Annotated in this window: 15 protein-coding genes; 11 read left to right on the top strand and 4 right to left on the bottom strand. The window is 40.4% G+C overall.

Annotated elements, in window-relative coordinates:
• Window positions 1–180: 180 nt before the first annotated feature.
• Window positions 181–1,506 carry a CDP-diacylglycerol--serine O-phosphatidyltransferase gene (pssA, locus tag MTF66_RS06310; protein WP_248526782.1) on the top strand — a complete coding sequence of 442 codons (1,326 nt, stop codon included), beginning with the start codon at window positions 181–183 and terminating at the stop codon, window positions 1,504–1,506.
• A gap of 59 nt (window positions 1,507–1,565) precedes the next feature.
• On the opposite strand, the gene MTF66_RS06305 is transcribed toward pssA, so the two are convergent.
• Window positions 1,566–2,309, bottom strand: coding sequence for a YciK family oxidoreductase (locus MTF66_RS06305; RefSeq protein WP_248526927.1), 744 nt, complete (start codon window positions 2,307–2,309; stop codon window positions 1,566–1,568).
• Between the two features lie 228 nt (window positions 2,310–2,537).
• Between MTF66_RS06305 and MTF66_RS06300 the strand changes: the two genes are divergently transcribed.
• Window positions 2,538–4,970 carry a VolA/Pla-1 family phospholipase gene (locus MTF66_RS06300; protein ID WP_248526781.1) on the top strand — a complete coding sequence of 811 codons (2,433 nt, stop codon included), beginning with the start codon at window positions 2,538–2,540 and terminating at the stop codon, window positions 4,968–4,970.
• A 115-nt stretch (window positions 4,971–5,085) separates the two neighbouring features.
• On the top strand, window positions 5,086–6,102 hold the full coding sequence (sohB, locus tag MTF66_RS06295) for a protease SohB (protein WP_248526780.1): 1,017 nt from the start codon (window positions 5,086–5,088) through the stop codon (window positions 6,100–6,102).
• 64 nt (window positions 6,103–6,166) lie between these two features.
• On the opposite strand, the gene MTF66_RS06290 is transcribed toward sohB, so the two are convergent.
• Window positions 6,167–7,498, bottom strand: coding sequence for a dicarboxylate/amino acid:cation symporter (locus MTF66_RS06290; RefSeq protein ID WP_055020834.1), 1,332 nt, complete (start codon window positions 7,496–7,498; stop codon window positions 6,167–6,169).
• A 192-nt stretch (window positions 7,499–7,690) separates the two neighbouring features.
• Between MTF66_RS06290 and MTF66_RS06285 the strand changes: the two genes are divergently transcribed.
• The 4 genes from MTF66_RS06285 (at window position 7,691) to MTF66_RS06270 (ending at window position 14,882) form a co-directional block, all read left to right on the top strand.
• A complete protein-coding gene (locus tag MTF66_RS06285) occupies window positions 7,691–11,116 on the top strand; it encodes a hypothetical protein (protein ID WP_248526779.1) in 3,426 nt (1,141 codons plus the stop codon).
• 309 nt (window positions 11,117–11,425) lie between these two features.
• Window positions 11,426–14,086, top strand: a complete 2,661-nt coding sequence (gene topA / locus MTF66_RS06280; protein WP_055020836.1) for a type I DNA topoisomerase — start codon at window positions 11,426–11,428, stop codon at window positions 14,084–14,086.
• 145 nt (window positions 14,087–14,231) lie between these two features.
• On the top strand, window positions 14,232–14,687 hold the full coding sequence (locus MTF66_RS06275) for a carboxymuconolactone decarboxylase family protein (RefSeq protein WP_248526778.1): 456 nt from the start codon (window positions 14,232–14,234) through the stop codon (window positions 14,685–14,687).
• A gap of 9 nt (window positions 14,688–14,696) precedes the next feature.
• Window positions 14,697–14,882 (top strand): YrhK family protein, encoded by a 186-nt coding sequence (locus tag MTF66_RS06270; protein WP_248526777.1) that lies wholly within the window; start codon window positions 14,697–14,699, stop codon window positions 14,880–14,882.
• A gap of 67 nt (window positions 14,883–14,949) precedes the next feature.
• Here MTF66_RS06270 and MTF66_RS06265 read toward each other — a convergent pair whose 3' ends face one another.
• Window positions 14,950–15,192 carry a hypothetical protein gene (locus MTF66_RS06265; RefSeq protein WP_054561654.1) on the bottom strand — a complete coding sequence of 81 codons (243 nt, stop codon included), beginning with the start codon at window positions 15,190–15,192 and terminating at the stop codon, window positions 14,950–14,952.
• A 239-nt stretch (window positions 15,193–15,431) separates the two neighbouring features.
• Here MTF66_RS06265 and MTF66_RS06260 point away from each other — a divergent pair, with 239 nt between their 5' ends.
• On the top strand, window positions 15,432–15,980 hold the full coding sequence (locus MTF66_RS06260) for a TIGR00645 family protein (protein ID WP_062564520.1): 549 nt from the start codon (window positions 15,432–15,434) through the stop codon (window positions 15,978–15,980).
• A 60-nt stretch (window positions 15,981–16,040) separates the two neighbouring features.
• On the opposite strand, the gene MTF66_RS06255 is transcribed toward MTF66_RS06260, so the two are convergent.
• Window positions 16,041–17,666: an alpha-glucosidase family protein gene (locus tag MTF66_RS06255; RefSeq protein ID WP_248526775.1), complete on the bottom strand. Its 1,626-nt coding sequence runs from the start codon at window positions 17,664–17,666 to the stop codon at window positions 16,041–16,043.
• A 683-nt stretch (window positions 17,667–18,349) separates the two neighbouring features.
• Between MTF66_RS06255 and MTF66_RS06250 the strand changes: the two genes are divergently transcribed.
• The 3 genes from MTF66_RS06250 (at window position 18,350) to MTF66_RS06240 (ending at window position 24,594) form a co-directional block, all read left to right on the top strand.
• Window positions 18,350–21,139 carry a TonB-dependent receptor gene (locus tag MTF66_RS06250; protein WP_248526774.1) on the top strand — a complete coding sequence of 930 codons (2,790 nt, stop codon included), beginning with the start codon at window positions 18,350–18,352 and terminating at the stop codon, window positions 21,137–21,139.
• 105 nt (window positions 21,140–21,244) lie between these two features.
• Entirely contained in the window at window positions 21,245–22,741 is a 1,497-nt protein-coding gene (locus MTF66_RS06245) for a tryptophan halogenase family protein (RefSeq protein WP_248526773.1), read from the top strand.
• Window positions 22,742–22,743: 2 nt separating this feature from the next.
• Window positions 22,744–24,594, top strand: a complete 1,851-nt coding sequence (locus tag MTF66_RS06240; RefSeq protein ID WP_248526772.1) for a glycoside hydrolase family 13 protein — start codon at window positions 22,744–22,746, stop codon at window positions 24,592–24,594.
• Window positions 24,595–24,685: the final 91 nt, after the last annotated feature.

Raw genomic sequence — 24,685 nt, 5'->3', positions numbered from 1 at the left:
TGTCAAATAATCCTTACTTATTATAATTTAAATAACTCTTTTTGCTCATAAAATAGGCTAATTACAAATTGTTCTGTGATCAAAGTACGGTAATTCATGACCAAGCAATATTTTTTTGGTATGTTTTAGCTAATTTTGATATTAGCTCTTGGTATGAGCTAACTAAACGAACAGGCAATTATGGTATTTTGGCAGGAAAAGCCCGCTTTTGGGCTGACTACAGAAGACGTACAGGTCTTAACCAATGCAAAAGAGTATCGCACTGAACTATTGCGTTTAATTGGTGCAGCGAAAAAAAGAATTTATATTACTGCTTTATATTTGCAAGACGATGAAGCTGGGCGAGAAATATTAACGGCGTTACATGAGGCATCACTTGCTAACCCTGAGTTAGAAGTAAAAGTGCTCGTTGATTTTCACCGAGCTCAACGTGGTTTAATTGGTGCGGCTAAGTCTGATGGCAATGCCAGCATGTATTGTGATTTTCAAGAGCAGTATCAATCAAATGTTAAAGTTCATGGTGTTCCAGTAAAAGCCAAAGAGCTTTTCGGAGTCCTGCATTTAAAAGGCTTTGTGATTGACGACACATTATTATACAGCGGCGCAAGCTTAAATAATGTGTATCTTCAGCAAGACGAGCGTTACCGTTTAGACCGCTACTTTTTAGTTCGCCAAGCTGGATTATGTAATTCGGTCATCGAATTTATAGAAACACATCTTTTAAGCTCAGCTGCAGTGCCACGTATTGATATGCGTCCTCTGATAAAGTTTAATGATATTAAAGTCGCGCAAAAACAATTGATGCGTGAACTTAAATCGGCAAGTTACGAAAGTGCTGCAGAAGCTAGTGCCGGTGAGTTGGGTGTGCGTTTATTTTTAGGTTTAGGACGCAGAAGTAATAAGCTTAATCGTTTAATTAAGTCGTTATTCGATACCACAGAGCAAGAACTCGTTCTTTATACCCCTTACTTTAATTTTCCGGCGCCATTAATGCGTTCATTACGCCGTTTATTGAAGCAAGGCAAGCAGGTAACTATTGTGGTAGGTGATAAAACCGCAAACGATTTTTATCTGCCGCCAAGTGAGCCATTTAGTAAAATTGGTGCATTACCATATTTATATGAAACCATTTTATATAAGTTTTTAAAGTCACAAAAACGCCACATCAGTAATGGTAATTTGAATGTATACCTTTGGAAGCATGAAAGTAATTCTTTTCACTTAAAAGGGATTTGCTCTGATAAGCGCTTACATTTATTAAGTGGGCATAATTTGAATCCACGCGCATGGGGCTTAGATATCGAAAACGGTATTTTAATTGATGACCCTAAGCAGCATATTCTTGAGCAAATAGAAAATGAAAAACAAGCTATTTTGCAGCACTGTCGTCGTTTAACAGGTCCACAGGATTTAGAGACGATGGATGACTATCCTGCACCGGTTAAAAAGCTATTGGGGCAGGCTAAACGTGTAAAAGTTGATTTTATTATCAAACGTTTTATTTAATCGAAAATTAAAAAAGCAGCGAAAGCTGCTTTTTTGTATCTAGATATTAGCAATCTGCTTTATTTTTGCTGAGCATCTAAAGACTGGCCGTTTACCTCTTTAGAGTCGTCGCTCATCAAGTATAAATATGTTGGCATTAAATCTTCAGGTGTTGCTAACTTATCTCTATCTTCACCAGGGTAAGCTGATGCACGCATCGATGTGCGGGTAGCACCTGGGTTAATACAGTTCACGCGAATATTGGTTTTACCCACCTCACAAGCCCAAGTTTGCATCATACCTTCTACAGCAAATTTTGAGATTGCATACGCACCCCAGTGTTCACGGCCTTGGCGACCAACACCTGACGAAGTAAAAATAACAGATGCGCTATCAGATTTGCGAAGCAGTGGGAACATGAGTTTAGTGATCATAGCTTGTGCAGTTACATTCACTTTCATGATGTTTTCAAAGGTAGAAACACAGAAATGTTCAAGTGGGCCTAATGAACCTAAAATACCTGCGTTATTGAGTAAACCATCTAATTTACCGAACTGCATTTCGATGGTTGCAGCTAAGTCACGGTAGTTTTGTTTTGTGGCACCTTTTAGATCCATTGGCACAATAGCCGGTTGTGGGTAGCCTGCATTTACGATTTCATCGTAAACACATTCAAGTTTATTGGTTGTTTTTCCAAGTAAAATAACAGTGGCACCATGCTTAGCATAAGTTAATGCGGCAACACGACCAATGCCGTCACCAGCACCTGTTATTAAAATTACTTTGTCTTTTAGCGCATTCTCTGCGGCTTTATAAGTATGCATAAACGTACCATCGATTAGATTTTTCATTATTTTACCATAGCAAAAAGCCAAGTTATCGAATTTATTGCAAATTAAGGTGGCGAAAATTGAAACTTTACGTTAACTTTAACTGGTCTAATGTCTCATTAATAACCTAATTACATTAAATTAACTTAGAATGAAGGTAGTAGAATAACTACTTTTAACCCTGAACACACAATAACAATAAGATTTGCGCGGAGCGAAATTATGAAAAAACTGCTACTCTCACTAGCCATTGCGTCAGCCATTACTGGCTGTGGTGGAGGAGAAACATTAGAAGATGTAAAAAATGATAATCCTCCTGTTCTCCCAACCGCGACAGTAAAATTTGACCCAGCGAATAGTGTAATCTCAGTACCGAATGACTTACTGATGAGTGGTACCCTTGATGGTACTTTAAACATGCCGGGTGAATTAGACGACAACAATGTCAGTGTTGAACGTGCAGCTTATGCTGATCCTCAGCTTGCACTGGGTGCCCTTGATGGCTGGTCAACACAAACTCCGTTTGCAATCGATTTAGCATTCCCTGAGGGTATTTCTCTTGATATGACTTCTGCTGCTTCACCAGGAGCTGTGCGTATTTTTGAAGTTGTAATGGGGGCAAGCCAAACAGATGAAACTTGCTCGCAAGTGCCAGCGGGTATTGCTTGTAAATTAGTGTCTGAATTAACATTTGGCGTTGACTTCATTACTCAAGGTTCTGGTGATGCGGTTGCTGTTATCCCACTTAAGCCATTTAAAGCGGGCAGCACTTACATTAATGTTCTGACAACGTCATTAATGGACTCAGAAGGGCGTTCAATTGAGCCATCTTCAACTTATGCACTAGTGAGCGAAGAGACAACACTTATCACTGATTCGCAAAAGTCACTTCAAGCGGTTATCAATAGCTACGAAGATGCTGTGACATCGGGTGGTGCAATCACAAAAGATGAAATTATCTATTCTGCTGCGATGACAATGCAATCAGCAGGTCAAGTACTTGGTACAGTAAAACAGCTGCTTGCAGCAAGTTTAACGCAAGATGCACTACCTACGCCGATGGTGCAAATTCCTGAGCAACCTGTTACTACGGTTGAGCAAGTATTCGCATCACAAGGTGTTACAGGTTTATCACCTGTGTTTGGTGGTGTGCAGTATCAAAAGGGTAGCGTAATGTTACCTATGTATTTAGCAACACCAACAGGCACAACGGTCGATGATTTATCAGCGACTTATTGGCAAGGTTTGTGTGATAGTGGTGTAGCTGTGCTTGGTTATGCGGCAGCAGCGGGTGATTCATTCCCAACAGACCCAATTAGCGAAACTGATGGCCTTTGTATGGCGTTAAGTGATGGTAAGTTACGCGACTTAGGTTTAGACCAAACTAAACACTTAACTAAATACAACACAATTCCGAAAACACAAAGCATTGCGAACGTGCCAGTACAAATTACTAAACCAATTTTACCTGTGATCAATGCAATACGTGGTCAGTTAGGTATGGATGAGTTAGCAATGCCTGAAGGTGGTTGGCCTGTCGTTATTTTGCAGCACGGTATTACTTCTAAAAAAGAAGATATGCTTGCTATTACCGCACAGCTAACAATGCAAGGCTTTGCAACAGCAGCAATCGATCACCCTATGCATGGTGAGCGTGGTGTGGATGTAGACGGTGACGGTACTGACGACTTTAATGCTTCTACAGGTTCTGTATTAAGCTATATGAACTTACAGTCATTATTAGTAGCGCGTGATAGCTTACGTCAATCAGTTGCTGATTTACTTGGCTTACGCTTGGGTCTTAACTTTACCGGTGCTGCTGATTTAAATGCCCAAGATGTATCATTCTTAGGTCATTCATTAGGCTCGGTAGTTGCTCCAGCATTTGTTGCTGTGACTAATGCTCCGCTAGCTGATCAAGTTGATCCAATGTTCAACGTTAAAAGCGTAGCACTTGCCAGTGGTGGCGGTGGTATCGCCAGCTTCTTAATTGAGTCAAATACATTTGGCCCATTTGTACAAGGCTCTGTATTACTTGCAGCTGGTACAGCTGAATCTGCGGAGTTTGGTGCTTATGCTCAAAATGAAGCGCTATCGAACTGTGGTTCACTTGCGTCTAACCAAACTGCTTTCGTTACATGTGCTTATAAAGAGTACGTAAGTTCGTTAACAATGGCGGGCGAAACAGCAAAATTAGCTAACATTCAAAGTGTGATCACTCAGTTTGCCTTTGCTGCACAAACAGCACTTGATAGCGGCGATCCTTCTAACTACGCAGCATCTGTTGCAGCACTTGGCACGCCAGTATACATGAGCGTTGTAGTGGGTGATGGTGAAAATAACAATGCTGATATGGTTATTCCACCTATGGTAGCGAGTAACCCAATTGCTGGTAGTTTACCTCTTGCTAACCTAATGGGTTTATCAACGGTAGCTGAAACACAAGGTCCAACAGCTGATGCAATGAGTTATGTGGTTAAATTCACTAAAGGCCATCACAGCTCAGTGTTAACACCTGCTGCAACGGCCGATTCAGGTGCAACAGCTGAAGAAAGTGCAGCAGCAACTGCAGAAATGCAATTGCAAATCGCGACTTTCCTAGCTAGCCGTGGTCAGTATCTTCAGGTTACTAATACAGAAGTCGTTACTGAATAATCGAAACCTTACTAATTAAGTAATAACCAATTAAGTAAAAAGCCACATCATGTGGCTTTTTTTTGCTTTAAAGCGTGGTAAATTGTGCCGATGCATTAATAAATGGAGAGTTTGATTGGAATTTTTATATGAATACGGGTTATTTTTTGCAAAGACCCTGACATTTGTCATCGCAATTGCTGTGATTGTTGCCATTATCATGGGCGCTGCAGTGAAACCTAAAGCGAAGAAAGGGGAGATAACGATTGATGATTTGAGTGAGCAACTTGATGATCTAAAACAAAGCTTTATCGAAAATACCCTTTCAAAAAAAGAGCTCAAGGCTCACCAAAAACAGCAAAAAGCTGAGACTAAAAAACAGCAAAACGACGAGCCTAAATCACGTTTATATGTAATTGACTTTAATGGCAGTGTTGATGCCCACGAAGTAGAAAGCCTACGAGAAGAAATTACCGCTATTTTAACCATTGCCGACAAAGAAAAAGATCGCGTGCTGGTACGCCTTGAAAGTGGTGGTGGTGTGGTGCACGGCTATGGTCTTGCTGCCTCTCAACTACAACGCTTACGTAATGCTGGAATTTATTTAACTGTTGCTATTGATAAAGTAGCAGCAAGTGGTGGCTATATGATGGCCTGTGTGGCCAATGAGATTATTGCAGCACCTTTTGCAATTGTTGGCTCGATTGGTGTTATTGCGCAAATTCCTAACTTTAATAAAATCTTGAAAAAGAATGATGTTGATTTTGAGCAAATCACCGCAGGTGAATACAAGCGTACGCTAACTATTTTTGGTGAAAATACCGATAAAGGTCGTGAAAAATTCAAAGAAGAAATAGAACAAACCCATGGTTTATTCAAAACTTTTGTGAGTGAGCAGCGTCCATCTCTAGATATTGATACTGTTGCAACCGGTGAGCATTGGTTTGCTACCCAAGCGTTCGATAAAGGTTTAGTTGATAAGATTGACACAAGTGATGATATCTTATTGAGCCAAGCGAAAGAGCGTCAAATTTATAAAGTTAAATACCGTATAAAGAAGAATTTAAGCGATAAGCTAGCCGTTGGTTTAAGTTCTGGAGTAAGTAAAGCGGGTGTTAGTTTAATGTCACGTTTTAAAGGCTTAAATCCATAATCAAGCACTATCAATAAAAAACCCGCTAACTTAGCGGGTTTTTTTATGGGCTGCGAATAAGTCTTTACTTAATTGACTTATGATAGTCCTCTAAATCTTTAGCGGCATTTGGGTCGTTAAATACGTCCTCATCAAATTCACCTTCAGATTTTGCAACCACACAGGTCACCATACAATCACCTGTAACGTTCACAGCGGTACGTGTCATATCTAGTAAACGGTCTACACCAATGATGATAGCAATACCTTCTACAGGTAAGCCTACTTGGTTTAACACCATAGCTAACATAATAAGACCAACACCGGGTACGCCCGCAGTACCCACAGAAGCAAGTGTTGCAGTTAAAATAACCATTAAGTAATCAGAAATCGTTAAATCAACTGAAAATACCTGTGCGATGAACACGGTCGCAACACCTTGCATAATTGCTGTGCCGTCCATGTTAATGGTTGCGCCTAAAGGCACAGTAAACGAAGCAACTGAGTTGTGCGCACCTAACTTCTTGCTCGCAGTTTCAAGGGTAATAGGCATAGTTGCACTTGAGCTAGATGTACTAAATGCAAATAGGCAAGCGTTTTTCATCTTCTTTAAAAACGTAATTGGGTTAAGGCCGGTAAATAACTTTAACAAGACACTGTAGTTAACTAAACCGTGGAACAGAAGTGCAAACACAACCACACCGAAGTATAAAGCAAGGCTCTTAATTAGCTTTAAGTCGATGGTTGTAAAGAGTTTTGCCATCAAGAAGAACACGCCATAAGGTGCAATGTTCATAAGCAAAGTAACTAGCTTTAAAATAACAGTGTTTAAGTCTTCAAAAACATTTGCAACACGTTGGCCTGCTTTACCGCTAAGGGCCATAGCAACACCGAATAATAATGCAAAAACAATAACCTGTAGCATATTACCACTTGCCATAGCATCAATAGGGTTTGTTGGGAACATACCGATAATGACTTGCGCAAGGGTAGGTGCTTCTTTTGCACTGTAGTTAGCATCCGAAGGTAAGTTGATTCCTTCACCTGGGTTAACTAATAAGGCTAAGGTAATAGCAACAGTAATCGCGATTGCGGTCGTTGCTAAATAAAGCAAAATTGACTTACCGCCTAAACGGCCTAATTTTTTAGGGTCGCTTAAGCTACAAGTACCACAGACTAATGATACAAAAACCAGTGGCACCACAAGCATCTTTAAGCTTGCGATGAAAATTTGGCCACCGACATGGAAAATACCATCAACAAAAAATGCTTTAATAGGTAAAGAGAATAACCCTAGTGGAATAAGGAAATCGTCTTCACCCGCTAAAATGGCTTGAAAGATAAAACCAACGATTACACCCAGTACCATACCTACCATGATACGAGATGTAAGGCTTAAAGATCGTACTTTTGACATACACCCAGTCTATTTTTTTATAAATTTTGCCATAGACTACCAGCATGAAGATTTTTATACAGAAAAATTCGATAAATAGTTAAATAATTTCGTTGCCTTTAAAGGAAAAAAATTATGATCTTCGTTTAATTTTTAGGTTAATATTAGGTAAACAATCAAATAAGTAAAAAATAGCTAACTAGGGAGAGGTCGATGCCTTTATTGCGATGGCTAAGTGTTTTAGTTTTCATCTCATTGTTAGCCGCCTGTGGCGGTGGAGGATCATTAGATAGTGATTCATCCGATGGAGATGATGACACAACCGTAGAAACAAACTATGTTGTGTCTGTTCAAGGCTACAACCAATCTACTACAGATGAAGCGAGTGCAGTTACAGCTGACACACCGTTAACCATCTCGGCAACATTGACTAATAATGACGAAGCCGTTGTAGGTGCAGTTATTAATTTCAGTCTAGATGGTAACATAGGTCTATTAGACCCTGTTTCTGGTACTGATTTAACTGATTCTGATGGTGTTGCATCAATTACCTTAACTGCGGGTGATACTGCGGGGGCAGGTATTGTTACTGCTACATATGTAATTGATAGTGAGACATATACTGATACGTTTGGTTTTACATCAGATGGCTCTGAAACAGATGACTCGAGTGTTAGCGGTAGTGTTACGCTAAGCCTTAACATCGTAGATAGCTCAGGTCAGCCATTCTCTCTAGATAACCCAGTGAGTAAAGATAACAAAGGTACGGTTACTGCGACTTTACTTGATGAAGACACGCCACTCGATGGGCAACTTATTTCATTTACCACTAACTACACAGGTAAAATTACACCAGTACTAGGCACAGCCCTTACTGATGAAAATGGTGAGGCATTTGTAACGCTTAGCAGTGGTGACTCTAAAGGTGCAGGTCAAGTCGTTGCAACTTACACAGATGAAAGTGGTAACAGTATCACAAAAATCGCAGGCTTTATTTCAAATGGCGATGATGCCCCGGTTGAAAGTGCTGAAGCTGAGCTTGATATTAAACTACTTCAAGGTTGTGCGACTGATTGGGATGCCAATCGTAGTACAACATCTCTTGAAACTACTTACCTAACGTCAGGGTGTACAGTTGTAAATCAATTCTCATCTGACGAACTTATCGATGTAATGGTTAAAGTGACAGATACAAGCTCAGGCGACGGTATCGACGGTATTATCGCTGAGCTTTCAACAGATCTTGGTGGTTTATTACCAGAATCTGGAAAAGCCCTGACTGACAACTTTGGCTTTGCCATTTTAAAATTACAGCCTGGCGCCAATAGTGGTGCGGGCGAGGTTACTGTGACTGCTAAGTCTGTGACTTCTTCAAAAGCATTTGAAATTGCGACAGCTGAATTAAGCGTTGAAATTTCAAATGGTTTATATAACAAGCTTGATGACTCAGGCAATGTTATTGATGACGAATTTGTGCCACTTGCTGCAGGTGCGACTACAGTTATTACAGTAACAATTTATGATGCAGCTGGTGATTTATATGTTTCTCCTCTTGATGTTGAGTTCACTTCAGGGTGTGTTGAATCAGATTTATCTGTAATGGATGAAACCGCGACGAGTATTAGCGGCATTGCTACAGCAACTTACAGAAGCAACGGCTGTAACACTTCACAGGGCGATACAGTAACAGCGACAGTACTAACTGGTGGAACACCAAAAGTGGTATCAGTAAATGTGCCTGTATCAGCTGCTGAAGTAAGCTCAATCGAGTTTGTAGAAGCAACAGAAAATGTGCTTGCTCTTAAAGGCACCGGTGGTGTTTCACGCCAAGAAACAAGCCAACTTACTTTTAAACTTACCGATGCAATTGGTAATGTTGCGAAGCAAAAACGTTTAGATTTTCGTTTAAGCTCTACCAATGGTGGAATTTCACTCTCTGAAGTGACAGATGCAAGTGGTTTTTCGCATGCCAGCGTGTCAACTGACTCAGAAGGTTTAGCTCGAATTCAGATAAACTCTGGTTTTGTTCCACAAGCAGTGCGTGTACAAGCCTGTTATATTCCTGATGACCAAATCCCAGCAGATCAAAATGATAATGTAACTTGTTGGAAAGAGCTTTATGACGAATGTCTTCTAGATGAAGCAGACCGTGATAGCAGTGTTTCATGTCCTTCTGGTGAGCTTTCGTTGGTTTCATTAGATGAGCAAGTAACAAGCGTATCAGATCTTGTTTCAATCAGCTCTGGCTTACCTGATGGTAATAGCTTTACCGCAGGCCCGGAAATCATCAACATTGAAGCATTAAATTACATTGGTGATACTACAGATATTTCGGTTTATGTTGCAGATCACTTTAATAACCCAGTACCAGATGGGACTTCGGTTTATTTAACGACAGAAGGTGGCGCTGTAGGGACATTAGATGGTGAGGAGTTTAACCCTCAACTTGAATGTAACACGGTTGATGGTGCGTGCGTTGCACAGTGGCGCTCACAAAACCCGATTCCATTTAGCGAAGATAAATGGGGCAATAAAATCAATAGCACTAACCCAAAAACAAGTGCTATTAACTGCGACCTATATTTTGGTGTGGCAGCACCTTGTATGGCAGGTATTCTAAATGCCGCGTTTAATGATGATGGTGTACCTCTCGGTGGTCGCGCAACAGTACTTGTGACAGCAAAAGGTCAAGAGTCATTTATCGACATCAATGGTAATGGACGTTATGACAAAAATGAGTATTACAGTGGTTATGACTTACCTGAAGCCTTTGTCGATCATAATGAAAATGGCGTTTATGATGGTCTAGCTGCAATTTATGATCCAGTTACAGCTGCGGTTACTAAAGCTGCTGAAAACTGTCAAGAAGGTGATGCAAGCGACCCATGTAGTGCAACGAATACTAATGCAGGTCATACAGAAGAAAACTTCGATATTGACTTAAATGAGATGCATACACTTGCTGATGGTAAATACAATGGTCTTGAGTGTTCTGCAGCCGCGACAGAGCCTGATGAAGACGCAACATTTGAGACTTTATGTAGCAAAGAGCTTATTGATGTTCGTGACTCATTTGAGATTATTATGTCAGGAAGCTTTGCATACAGTCGTTTTGTAGTAACAAAAGATGAGCTACGTAATCGCTTTGCTGAAGCACTTGCTGAAACAACAGAAGACGATCCAACTGTATTTACAGATAATGCAATGCAACTTGCTGTTGATATTGAGAACTGTAGTACAATTTATAGACAAGCAGATACGCAGTCAGGTGCTATTATTGCTCGTTTAGAAGCCACAGCGAATACTGACTACTGTGATTTAGGCTCAATTAACATTACTACCGCTGATTCAGGTAACCAGTTGTCAGCGCTGAGTTTTGAGCTTTATTTCTCTGATATTTACAACAATCCAATGCCTTCAGGCACTGCGGTTGCAATTAGTGCAGATAATGGTGATTACAGTGGTACATCTGGTTTTGATATTGGTAATACAAGCCGAACAACAGCGACTGGGGTTGCCCTTACGATTAGCCGTGAAGCTGATCCAAATGATAAAACTGATGGTTTCTTAACTGTTGAATTCACAACAGGTAAAGACAATGTATCTACTGCTACAATAGCAATAAGTGATGATGGCTAATTAAGTAGTTAATTGTTTAATTTTAAAAAAATGCCAACCAGAAGGTTGGCATTTTTGTTGCTGTTCTATATATTCCCCTTGAAATTACCGCAAAACACCACATTGACTAAATTAGCAACAAAAATTGTTTAATTATTCACTCAATGAAGAAAAGTTTCTATTAAAAGCTTGTAACAATTGGTGTTTGTAGATATACCTATAAATATTCGTGCTCCAATGTTAAAAAATCATACTTATTTGTTTAATGTGATGGATATACATTTATAAGGGCAAAAAACTTTTAAAATACTCGGTCAGAAATAGGCAGCTATGGGCAAATCACTTGTAATTGTAGAGTCTCCAGCAAAGGCAAAAACAATTAATAAATACTTAGGTAACGATTTCATCGTAAAGTCCAGCGTTGGACATGTGCGTGATCTACCAACTTCAGGTTCAGGCAAAACGAAGACTGCAGCGACGAAAACGCCTGCTGAAGTTCGAAAAATGTCACCAGAAGAAAAAGCTGCCTATAAAAAGCAACGCGATTATAAAAATCTTGTTGCTCGCATGGGTATAGATCCTGAAAAAGGCTGGGAACCACATTACGAAGTCTTACCGGGCAAAGAGAAAGTTGTACAAGAATTAAAAAAACTTGCTGAAAACGCCGATAAAATCTATCTCGCAACCGATTTGGATAGAGAAGGGGAAGCCATTGCATGGCACCTTGAACAGATTATCGGCGGTGAACCTGAAAAGTATAAGCGAGTTGTTTTTAACGAAATCACTAAAAATGCGATTCAACAAGCATTCGAAACACCAGGTGAATTAAACACTGACATGGTTTACGCTCAGCAAGCGCGTCGTTTCCTTGACCGTGTAGTGGGCTTTATGGTGTCGCCATTATTGTGGGCTAAAGTGGCACGTGGCTTATCAGCCGGTCGTGTGCAATCTGTTGCAGTGCGTTTACTTGTTGAACGTGAACGCGAAATCAAAGCATTTATTCCTGAAGAGTTCTGGGATATCCATGCTGATGTTAAAAATACAGAAGCAGCTTTACGCCTAGAAGTGACCAAACACGCTGACAAGCCTTTTAAGCCAGTTAATGAAGAGCAGGCGATGTCTGCCGTTAGTCAACTTGAAAAAGCTGACTACAAGGTCATTAGCGTTGAAGAAAAGCCTAGTAAGAGTAAACCAAGCGCACCATTTATTACTTCAACCATGCAACAGGCAGCAAGTACACGCCTAGGTTATGGTGTTAAGAAGACCATGATGTTGGCTCAACGCTTATATGAAGCAGGTCACATTACTTATATGCGTACAGATTCAACTAACTTATCGAAAGATGCGGTTGAAATGTGTCGTGATTACGTGACAGAGCAGTTTGGTGAGAAGTATTTACCGAAAGCACCGATTAGTTATAGCTCTAAAGGCAATGCACAAGAGGCGCACGAAGCGATTCGTCCTTCTAGTGTTACTGTGTTGTCTGGCCATTTAGACGGTGTTGAAGCGGACGCTAAAAAACTCTACGAATTAATCTGGCGTCAGTTTGTTGCCTGCCAAATGGTTCCAGCAGAATACGATTTAACAACTTTAACGGTTGGTGCTGGTGATTATCAGTTAAAAGCAAAAGGCCGTGTGCTTCGTTTTGATGGTTGGACTAAAGTTCAGCCAGCTGTTCGTAAAAAGAACGAAGAAGATCAATCACTGCCTGCGGTTAAAGAAGGTGATGTACTGACCCTTGTTGAGTTAGATCCTAAACAACATTTTACAAAGCCACCTGCACGTTTTAGTGAAGCAAGCTTAGTTAAAGAATTAGAAAAGCGCGGCATCGGCCGTCCTTCTACGTATGCATCTATTATCTCAACGATCCAAGACCGTGGTTACGTACGTGTTGAAAACCGCCGTTTCTTCGCCGAAAAAATGGGTGAGATTGTTACAGACCGCTTAGTTGAAAACTTCGAAGATCTGATGAACTTTGATTTTACCGCTAAGATGGAAGGTCGTCTGGATGATATCGCAGAAGGTGAGCGTGTTTGGACACAAGTTCTTGATAAATTTTATGCAGACTTTTCAACTCAGCTTGAAATTGCCTCAGGCGACGAAGAGCGCGGTGGTATGCGCCAAAACCAAATGGTCGAGACTGATATCGATTGTCCGACTTGTGGTCGTAAGATGGGTATTCGTACTGCATCAACCGGTGTATTCTTAGGTTGTACAGGTTACAACCTGCCACCGAAAGAGCGTTGTACTACGACCATGAACTTGGTGCCAGGCGATGAAGCCATTGCGGCAGATGTGGAAGACGTAGAAACTGAATCTTTGATGCAAATGAAGCGTTGCCCAATCTGCGAAACTGCAATGGATTCATACCTGATCGACGAAACACGTAAATTACATGTGTGCGGTAACAATCCAGCGTGTAAGGGTTATATCGTTGAACAAGGTACCTTTAAAATTAAAGGTTACGACGGCCCAATTATCGAATGTGATAAATGTGGCTCAGATATGCAGTTAAAATCGGGTCGTTTTGGTAAGTACTTCGGTTGTAGTAATGAAGAGTGTAAAAATACACGTAAGTTACTTAAAAACGGTGAAGCCGCGCCACCAAAAGAAGATCCAGTTCATTTACCTGAACTAGAATGTGAAAAATCAGAAGCTTACTTTGTACTGCGTGATGGTGCATCGGGTATTTTCTTAGCTGCAAATACCTTCCCTAAATCACGTGAAACGCGTGCGCCAAAAGTGGAAGAATTAAAACGTTTTAGAGATCGTATTTCTGAAAAGTTCTATTACCTTGCTGACGCACCTGCAAAAGACCCTGATGGTAATCCTTCAGTCGTTCGATATAGCCGTAAAAATAAAGAGCAGTATGTAATGAGTGAAGTAGATGGTAAAGCCACAGGCTGGACTGCTCACTACCAAAATGGCAAGTGGGTAGAAGAGAGTAAAAAGAAAGCGCCAGCTAAGAAAAAAGCGGCGGCTAAAAAGTAAATTTACATCTATCTTGATTATAAAAAGGGATTGCAATTGCAATCCCTTTTTTGTGCTTGTATGACATTGCTAATGTCGTTTTTTACCAATATTTGCTTTTAGGCTGTTGTTATTCTGTCATCAACATCAAGACAGGAGATTCAAAATGCAAACACGTTTATCACAACAGCAGGTTTATTCACTCAACCCAGGACTTGTTAAACATTTAACTGGGCTCAGCGCGCTGCCAGAAGATACAAATATAACCGCGAAGCTCGCTGATTTAGTAAGACTAAGAGTGTCGCAAATTAATGGCTGTGGGTTTTGTCAGCATATGCATTCAGCAGAGCTGAGAAGCCAAGGTGAGCGTCAACAGCGACTCGATGTACTAGCCGCTTGGCGTGAAGTCCCTGTATTTTCAGAACAAGAAACTGCAGCACTCGCTTGGGCGGAAGCCTTAACAAATATCATTGATAAACATGTTGAAAACGATGTTTACAACCAAGTGTCTGCTATTTTTGACGAAAACGACATCGTGGTATTAACGACGGTAGTACTTGAGATAAACAGCTGGAACCGCATAGTTAAAGCGTTTCACTTTATCCCTGAGTTAACAGAATAAGGAATGGTGATGAAGTTTACACTCGCACCTAAAGTTAATGCGTTGGTGAATATCATATCAGCATGCGCCTTTTTCTTTGGGAGTACCTTATTTTTACCTGCATTTATAGAATATGCCACAGTGGGGGTGGTGTTATTCATGGTAGGTTCGTTATTATTTTTATTTAGTGCATTAGCTGATTATTACAGTCATTAAAAACAAAAAACCGGAGCGCACATCATTGTGTCATTCCGGTTTTTCTATATTCTAAGAAGGCGTAAAATTAGATTTGTACGTCTTTTACTTTTTTATAGCCTTCAGCTTCAAGCTCATCGTTTAAACATTTTAATACGTATGGCTTTAACTCTTCGTTGCTGATGTCATCATCTTTTGCCCAGTTTAAGCACATTTCAGTGTATTCTTTGATCATTTCAGCTGATGCTTCAGGTGCTTCGTTAGCGATTGCATTCGTTGCTGACACGCTTAAAACAGGTGCCAAAATTAGTGCTAGCAATGCTTTTTTCATTTAATTATTCCTAATCAACAAAAGTAATTATTACCGGCTCAATTGCACAGTAATGGTGCGCAATGTGTATCTCACTTTGCTTGAGTGAATTTATAAACTAAATTTCAAAAAAAGATAACGAAAAATTTTTATCGTAAAGATAAGCAAAAAATAACCATTCTTTTTGCTTCTAATGCTGGTAATCGAAAGGTCAAAACACGTATTATCGCGCTAATTTTAAAAGAAAAGTGAATTAACTTATGTCTGAACAAGGGACTCATTCAAAAATAAAGAAAGTACCAACCAAACTAGAGCAAGTTGTGGAGAGTTTTATCTTTCGCTCGCGTTGGTTATTAGCACCATTCTTTATTGGCTTATTAGTCGCTGTGGTATTACTGCTGCTAAAGTTCTTTAAATATTTATACAGTATGGCCTTAAATACGTTCACTGCGTCAAACCAAGAGCTTTTGGTAGGTATTTTGACTTTAGTTGACACTGCGCTACTAGCAGGGCTTTTGCTTATCATCATTTTCAGTGGCTACGAAAATTTTGTGTCAAAGTTGAATATAGACAACCATGAAGACAGGCCCGTGTGGATGGGTAAAGTTGGTTTCTCGGGTCTGAAGATGAAACTGATAAGCGCTATTGTCGCTATATCGGCTGTGGAGCTTTTAAAAGTCTTTATTAGCTCGAACAACCATTCAACAGATGAGCTACTCTGGAAGGTGTTAATACATGTCACGTTTGTGGTGTCGGGGGTGTTGTTTGCGCTCACAGATTACATTAATAGTAAAACCATGAACCACTAATACCACGATTAGGAATAAAAAACCCTGCAATTGCAGGGCTTGGTTTTTAACAACTGATTATTAATTCAGGGTTGCGTAAAAGCAACCGAACCCGGGCAGAGTGACTGTATTATTGTTTAATTCAGCTGTGTGATGAGATATCTCAGTATGCTGTGAAGACACAGAATCAGAGATTGTCAGTTCACTACTTTGTGCACCTAAGTTAAATGCACAAAGCATTTTAGTGTCGTTAAGCGTTCTATAAAAAGCAAGCACTGGCTCTTGCGTTTCGATAAATTCAATATCGCCTTCTAACAATACGTTCTTATCTTTACGCCATGCCATAAATTCACGATATGCATTTAGAATTGAATCTTTATCTTGATCTTGCGTATTTACCGCAACAGATTTGTGCGCATCGCCCACAGGTAGCCAAGGTTTTACTGTCGAGAAGCCAGCTTGCTCAGCATCTGCTGCATCCCATGGCATTGGTGTACGACAGCCGTCACGGCCTTTAAAATTTGGCCAGAATGTAATGCCATATGGGTCTTGTAAGTCTTCAAATGCAACTTCAGCTTCACCTAAACCAAGTTCTTCACCTTGGTACATACAAACGCTACCACGTAACGAAGCAAGTAGGGCTGTTAGCATCTTACATTGCTGAGGCTCAATTTTTTCACCTTGACTCCAACGGCTAGCAACACGTTCAACGTCGTGGTTGCTAAATGCCCAACATGGCCAACCTTCAGTCATGCGCTGCTCTAAAGTGCTAACTGTAGTACGAATATATTCCGCGCTATAGTCGTTAGTCAGTAGCTCAAAGCTATAACCCATATGAAGTTTGTCACCACCTGATGTGTACTCAGCCATAGTTGCGAGTGAATCTTCAGATGAGATTTCGCCTAATGCAACTGTACCAGGATACTTGTTTAGTAGGGCACGAATGTCCTGCATAAAACTAAGGTTTTCAGGTTGCGTATTATTGTAGTAGTGATACTGGAACGCATAAGGGTTGTCTTCGCTAAAGCCACGGCCTTGACGTTTCTCTGGTGGCTTAGCTGGATTATCACGTAATTGAGCATCGTGATAGCAAAAGTTAATTGCATCTAAACGGAAGCCATCAACGCCTTTCTTCAGCCAAAACTCAACATTATCTAATACTGCTTTGCGTACTTCAGGGTTATGGAAGTTTAAATCTGGCTGCTCAGCAAAGAAGTTATGTAAGTAATATTGACCACGACGCGGTTCCCATTGCCATGCAGGGCCACCAAAAATTGATAACCAGTTATTTGGCTGTGTGCCATCAGGCTTTGCATCAGCCCAAACGTACCAATCTGATTTGTCGTTGGTTTTATCTTCACGGCTATCAAGGAACCATTGATGTTGATCTGAGGTATGGCTCAATACCTGATCAATAATGATCTTAATATCACGTTGATGAGCTTGTGCGATGAGTTCATCAAAATCGTCAAGGTTACCAAACAATGGGTCGATATCACGATAGTCACTGATGTCATAACCAAAGTCTTTCATTGGTGATTTAAAGAAAGGCGAAACCCAAATAGCATCAACACCTAGGCTTTTAATATAATCAATACGATCAATGATACCTTTGATATCACCAATGCCATCGCCATTGGTGTCTTGGAAACTGCGCGGGTAAACTTGATAAATAACCGCACCTTTATACCACTGCTTTTGAGCCATGTTTTTCTCCATCGTGACACTCAGTGTATGTAAACTGTTAGGCAACCGTTAATGCAATATGTTGCCGGAATGTCAAAAGCATACGTGAAGGGTGAGATACTGTAAAAACTCTGCATACGTATGCACGCCAAATTCATCTTTGTTCTCAGTAAAATTTATTAACTTGATTTAAAAGTAAACAACTCGAATTTCTATCAATAAAATTTACCAATTAGGTTTGCTGGGTTTTAATTATGATCGCGAACGCCAGCTTGGTGCATAATATAGCTGACTTACACCATAATAGTGCAGGGGTTATATTGGTAAGACCAATTATCATTGGTATAGACTTGTACCTTTAATAATTGCGTTAAGTCACCATCTAACCGAGATAAATGGCTTAGTACCTATTTGTGTAACCAAATTTGGGGCGAAAATATAGCGAAAATGTTTCAATACTATTAAATCACACAATAAAATTGATAAATCATTTATATTCATATGGTTACAATTCCATTCTGTAAAAATGTTGTTAATGTTCGTGGTGGTGGACTACGCTGAATACGTATGCATAAATTTGTTAAGAAAATAATCAGAGCGTTAATATTCAATTCGACAACAAAATCAGTCAGCGAATTACAGCTATTATGTTAATGAATAACTGCAACACGTTGGCATTACAATTTGGGTAATGGGAAAACATCATGTCTATGTTCAAACCAAGTATATTAACTCTGGCTTTAACAGCCGCAGGTTTAAATAGCTTTGTAGCGTATGCTGCAGAAGAAGACCAAAAAGCAAAAAACGATAACGTTGAAGTTATCGAAGTAAAAGGTTTTCGTGGCAGTGTTGTAGAATCTATTAATACTAAACGCTTCACTCCTGAAGTTGTTGAGTCAATCTCAGCAGAAGATATCGGTAAATTACCTGATTCATCAATCGCAGAATCAATCGCACGCCTTCCTGGTTTAACAGCACAACGTCTAGACGGTCGAGCTAGCCGTGTAAGTGTTCGTGGTTTCAGTGAAAACGAAAGTGCAACAACATTCAACGGTCGTGAGCAAGTTTCAATCGGCGACAACCGTGGCGTTGAATTTGACCTTTACCCATCAGAAATTATGAGTGGCGTAACGGTATATAAAACTCCAAGCGCAGGCATTGATGCTGAAGGTATCGCTGGCGTTATCGACATGCAAACTGTTAAACCTTTAAGTAAAGGTGAGCAAGTTATCATGTTCAACGGCCAATACGAGCAAACGGGTTTTGACAAATTAAACCCAGACGGTGACGACCAAGGTTTCCGTGGTACGGTTTCTTACATTGACCAATTTGCAGATGACACAATCGGTGTTGCATTCGCTTACAACACGATGAGCTCTCCAAACCAAGAAAAACGTTGGAACTCTTGGGGTTACCCTGAATTTACAGGTGAAGATGGTAATACGTACTCAATTTTAGGTGGTGCTAAGCCATTCGTACGTTCATCGACTCTTGAACGTGATACAGCAATGCTTGTTATTGAAGCTGCGCCGACTGACCGCCTAAACATGACATTTGATGCTTTATATGTAGATTTCTCTGATGAAAAAATCTTACGTGGTATCGAAGTGCCATTTGCATGGGGCCAAGGTTCAATTGACCCAAGTTCAGCTGTTGTTGACGCAGATTCTGGTTTCATCACAAGCGCAGTAACAGAAGGCCAACGTGTTGTTGTTCGTAATGACTACGAAGAGCGTAACGCAGAACTAACTCAGTTTGGTTTTAATGCAAAATACGACATTAGCGATGATTGGTCAGTAGAATTTGACGTAAGCCGCTCTGAAGTTGAGCGTCAAATCTGGAGTATCGAAAGCTACTCAGGTACAGGTCGTGGTGATGCAAATGGTGTTGCTGATACGATTGGTTATGAGTTTGACGGTGGTAACACTGGCGCACAATTCAGCCATAACCTTGATTACAGCGATTATGACTTAATTCAACTTGGTGGCCCATTATCTTGGGGTGCAAGTGCTGCACTTAACGATAAGTACGGCCTAACTGATACTGCTTATCAAAATACTGCGCAAGATGGTTTCATCAATGCGCCAGAAATCAATGATGAACTAAGCACATTGAAACTTGCTGCAAGCAAAGTACTTGATAATGAATACATCAGCCGTGTGTCATTTGGTATGTCTTACCGTGACCGTGAAAAGAGCAAGTTGTCTGAAGGTTACTTCATGACACTAAAAGACTTCTCTTTATCAAACCCTGGTATGTTATCTATCCCAGAGCAATACCGTTTAGGGTCAGCAAGTCTTGATTTCATTGGTATGGGCAACATGGTTGCTTACGATACTAATGGTTTAGTGAATGATGGTTACTATAGCCTTCTTCAAGAAAGCTTAACTGATTCAAAACACAAGACACAGTCTTGGACAGTTCAAGAGGAAGTAACAGCGTTCTTCGCACAAGCTGACATTAATGCAGAGCTGGGCTCTATCCCAGTAACAGGTAACGTTGGTGTGCGTTATGTGAAAACTGAACAGTCTTCACAAGGCTTCGCTGCTAATACTGTGGATGGTTTAGTTGTTGTATCTCCAACAGATGTAAGCCATGACTACAGCCACTTCTTACCAAGCATCAACTTATCATTTGCAATTGATGAAGAGCAAACTGTACGTTTTGGTGCAGCAAAAACGATTTCTCGTGCTCGTTTAGACGAAATGAACTCGTCAGTTAACGCTTCTTACAATCAACAACCAGATGAAAACGGTAACTATTGGAGCGTATCAGGTGGTAACCCAGAGCTTGAGCCAAAAGAAGCAACTGGTTTTGATTTAAGCTACGAAAACTACTTCCATGAAGAAGGTTACTTCGCTGCAGCTGTATTCTATAAAGATATCACTCAGTGGATTTTTGATGGTACTTATGAAATCGACATGAGCGGTGTAGCTGACCCGTCTACTGGTGAAATCCCAGAAACTTCAACAGGTACAGGTTCTGGTAAAGTAAACGGTGGTTCTGGTGACCTATGGGGTTACGAGCTTTCATTAACACTACCATTCACTATGTTCAGCGAATCACTTGATGGTTTTGGTTTAATCGCAAGCCATACAGGTGTTGAGCAAGACTTAACTGACCAAAATGGTAACGATTATGAGCTACCTGGTCTATCTGACCAAATTGATAGCTTAACAGTTTACTTTGAGCGTAACGGTTTCCAAGCGCGTACTAGCATGCGTAAACGTAGCGACTTTAAAGGTGACGTATACGGTTTAGGTTTTGCGACTACACAAGTTGACATTAAAGGCGAAACAATTTGGGATGCTCAAGTTGGTTATGACTTTAGCGAAGGCGGTGTAGAGAGCCTTGACGGTTTATCTGTTACTTTCCAAGTACAGAACATCACAGAAGAGCCGTTCACATCACTACAAGGTGATAACTCACTTCAAGTACGTGACTACCAAGACTACGGTCGTACATTCCTGTTAGGCTTCAGCTACAAGCTGTAATTAGCTAAAACAGCGATAGAAAATTGCCCTTGTGATTTGTTTTACAAGGGCTTTTTTATATCAGTGAGCTACACTCAATGAATTGAAATTGGCGTTAGGTGTACTATGGAAACAAAAAAAATAACCAAGGTCGTGATTGCCGGTGGTGGCACAGCAGGGTGGATAACCGCTGCTTTACTTAATAAAGTGTTAGGCAAAGTAATTGATATCACGCTGATAGAGTCAGCAGAAATTGGCACTGTTGGTGTAGGCGAAGCAAGCATCCCACCTATTTTGCATCTAAATGGTGCGTTAGGTATTTCTGAAAAAGAATTTATTAAGGCTACTGGTGCCACGATTAAGCTCGGTATCGAGTTTGAAAATTGGCGCAGCCAAGGCCACAGCTATATGCATGCCTTTGGTGAGATAGGTAAGGATTTTCCGTTTTGTGAGTTTTATCATTTTTGGCTAAAAGCAAATCAAGCTAATAATGCGCCTGATTTTTGGGATTTTTCACTTAATTATCAAGCTGCAAAAGCTCATAAATTTGCTCACCTTAAGCACATTCCTAACACTCAGTTGGCGGGCTTACATTATGCCTACCATTTTGATGCCACTCGATATGGCGAATTCTTAAAGGAATTAGCGCAATCACGAGGCGTAAAACGCATTGAAGGCAAAATTGAATCGGTTAACCAATGCCATGAAAGCGGGTATATTCGCTCTTTGCTACTTAAAAATGGCGAGCAAATAGACGGCGATTTATTTATAGATTGCACCGGTTTACGTGCTTTATTAATAGAACAAACTCTTAATACCGGCTTTGAAGATTGGTCACATTGGTTACCATGTGATAGTGCGATTGCGGTGCAAAGTGAATCAGCTACTGATGCAATTCCTTATACACGTTCAATTGCAAGAGACTCGGGTTGGCAGTGGCAAATTCCATTACAGCATCGTGTAGGCAACGGCCTTGTGTATTCTTCTCGTTTCTTATCAGATGAAGTGGCAAAGCAACAGCTCTTAGAAAACCTACCTGCTAAACCACTGACAGAGCCCCGCGTTATTAAGTTTAAAACAGGTCGTCGCTTAAAACAGTGGCATAAAAATGTAGTATCAGTTGGCTTATCAAGCGGATTTTTAGAGCCATTAGAATCGACCAGTATTCATTTAATTCAAAGTGCAGCCATTCGTTTAATTAAGTTTTTTCCTCATCAAGGTATTAAACAAAGCCTTGTGGATGAATTTAATCAACAAAGTAAAACAGAATTTGAGCGAATTCGTGACTTTATTATTCTTCATTACAAGATTACTGAGCGTGATGACAGTGCGTTTTGGCGTTTTTGTAAAGGCATGGATATTCCAAGCAGTCTTAAAAAGAAAATTGAGCTATTTAAAACCAGCGGAAAGCTCGTAAGAGAAGACGATGAGCTATTTGCCGAAGTTGCGTGGCAGCAAGTGATGATAGGGCAAGGGCTAATCGCAGAGGATCACCATCCATTAACTGATGCGTTATCAGACGAGCAATTAAATGAGTTATTTAGCAATCTAAAAACCTTGATTAATAGCACTGTCGAGCAGCTGCCGACCCACAGTCAATTCTTAGAAAAAGTACAAAATTAACTATGAAAAAAACACAATCATTTTTAGCGCTAACGACCGCATTTACACTTTTTAACTCAACAGCAAGTTTTGCTATTACCGCGTCACCAGAAAACTGGTGGGTGGGCATGCAAAATGACTCGTTACAAGTCATGCTTTACGATAACAATATTGCTAACAAAACATGGCAAATGGTGCCTTACAAAGGCGTTGAGTTTAAAGGGGTAACTACAACGAATAACCCTAACTACGCATTTTTAGATTTGAATATCAGCGATAATGCAAAGGCGGGAACACTAACCTTTAAAGCTAAAGATGGCACAGAATTTACTTACCCATTAAATACCCGTGATAAGCAAAGTGCCAATCGTCATGGCTTTACAAATAAAGATACGCTTTATTTAATCAATCCTGATCGCTTTGTAAATGGTGATCCAAGCAATGACACCGTTGCTGGTATGAAGGAGGCTGCAAACCCAAGCTTTAAAGGTGGCCGACATGGCGGTGATATTCAAGGTGTTATTAATAGCCTAGATTATCTTGAGGACTTAGGCGTGACTCAACTTTGGTTAACACCTGTGCTTGAAAATGACATGCCAAGTTACTCTTATCATGGTTATGCCATTACTGACTTTTACAAAGTTGATCCGCGCATGGGTAGTAATGCGCTTTATAAAACCTTATCTGCAGAAGCGAAAGAGCATGGTATCGGCTTAGTGATGGACATGGTACTTAACCACTTTGGTTCATCACATCAGTGGATGGCTGATATGCCTACTGCTGATTGGGTTAACTTTGATGGTAAGTTTGAAAACGGTAAAAATGCAACCAGTCACGCCAGACAAACAATCCAAGACCCTCACGCAAGCCAATACGACAAACGTCAATTTAACGATGGTTGGTTTGTTGAGTCTATGCCTGATCTAAATCAGCGCCAGCCGTTACTATCAACGTATTTGATTCAAAATGCCATTTGGTGGATTGAATACGCCAACTTAAGCGGCATTCGTGTAGACACCTATTCATACTCAGATAAAGCATTTTTAGCCGATTGGACTAAAGCGATTATGACCGAGTATCCAAACTTTAATATTGTCGGTGAAGAGTGGACAACTAACCCTGCAATTGCATCTTATTGGCAGCGCGGTAAAGTCAACCAAGATGGTTATACCTCTGATTTACCAAGTGTGATGGACTTTTCATTACAAGAAGCACTGATCCAAGCACTTAACGAAGAAGAAAGCTGGAATACAGGTTGGGTTAAAGTGTATCAATCGCTCGCGAATGACTTTTTATATGCTGATACAGATAACATTTTAGTGTTTGCAGATAACCATGACATGAGCCGTGTTTACACTGAGCTGGGTCAAGACCTCGCAAAAACTAAATTAGCCATGACGCTGCTGTTAACAACTCGTGGTATTCCACAAATTTATTACGGCACTGAGCTGCTGCTCGATAACACGCCAAGCAATGACCACGGTGATATTCGTATTGACTTCCCAGGTGGGTTTAAAGGTCAAAAAGCGAATGCCTTCACAGGTAAGGGGCTTTCAGCTGATCAGCAAGAGATGTTAGCTAGCATGAAAAAACTGCTTAAGCTGCGCCAAGAAAAACCAGCGTTAAGCGAAGGTCGTTTAATGCATTTTTCACCAAAGCAAGGCGTTTACAGCTATGTGAGAGAGCACAATGGCCAAACTTTATTGGTTGTTCTTAACAAAAACCAACAAGCCATTGATTGGGATTTAAGCTACATGCAAGAAGTGCTGAAAGGAAATAATAAAGGACGCGATTTAATCAGTGAAAAACGCGTTGATCTTGCATCGCCAATCCGCTTAAAAGCTATGCAAGCACGCTTAATCGAGCTTGAATAATTGCAACTAATAGGCTGAATACGTATGCATTTACTGTCCGTATGCAGCCCTTAACATTAGTATGAACTGATATTTACAGAAAAATGAAGTA

This window comes from Pseudoalteromonas sp. 2CM39R (assembly GCF_023161845.1).
Note: the sequence above shows the minus strand (reverse complement) of the source record. Positions and strands in the feature narration are given on the sequence as shown.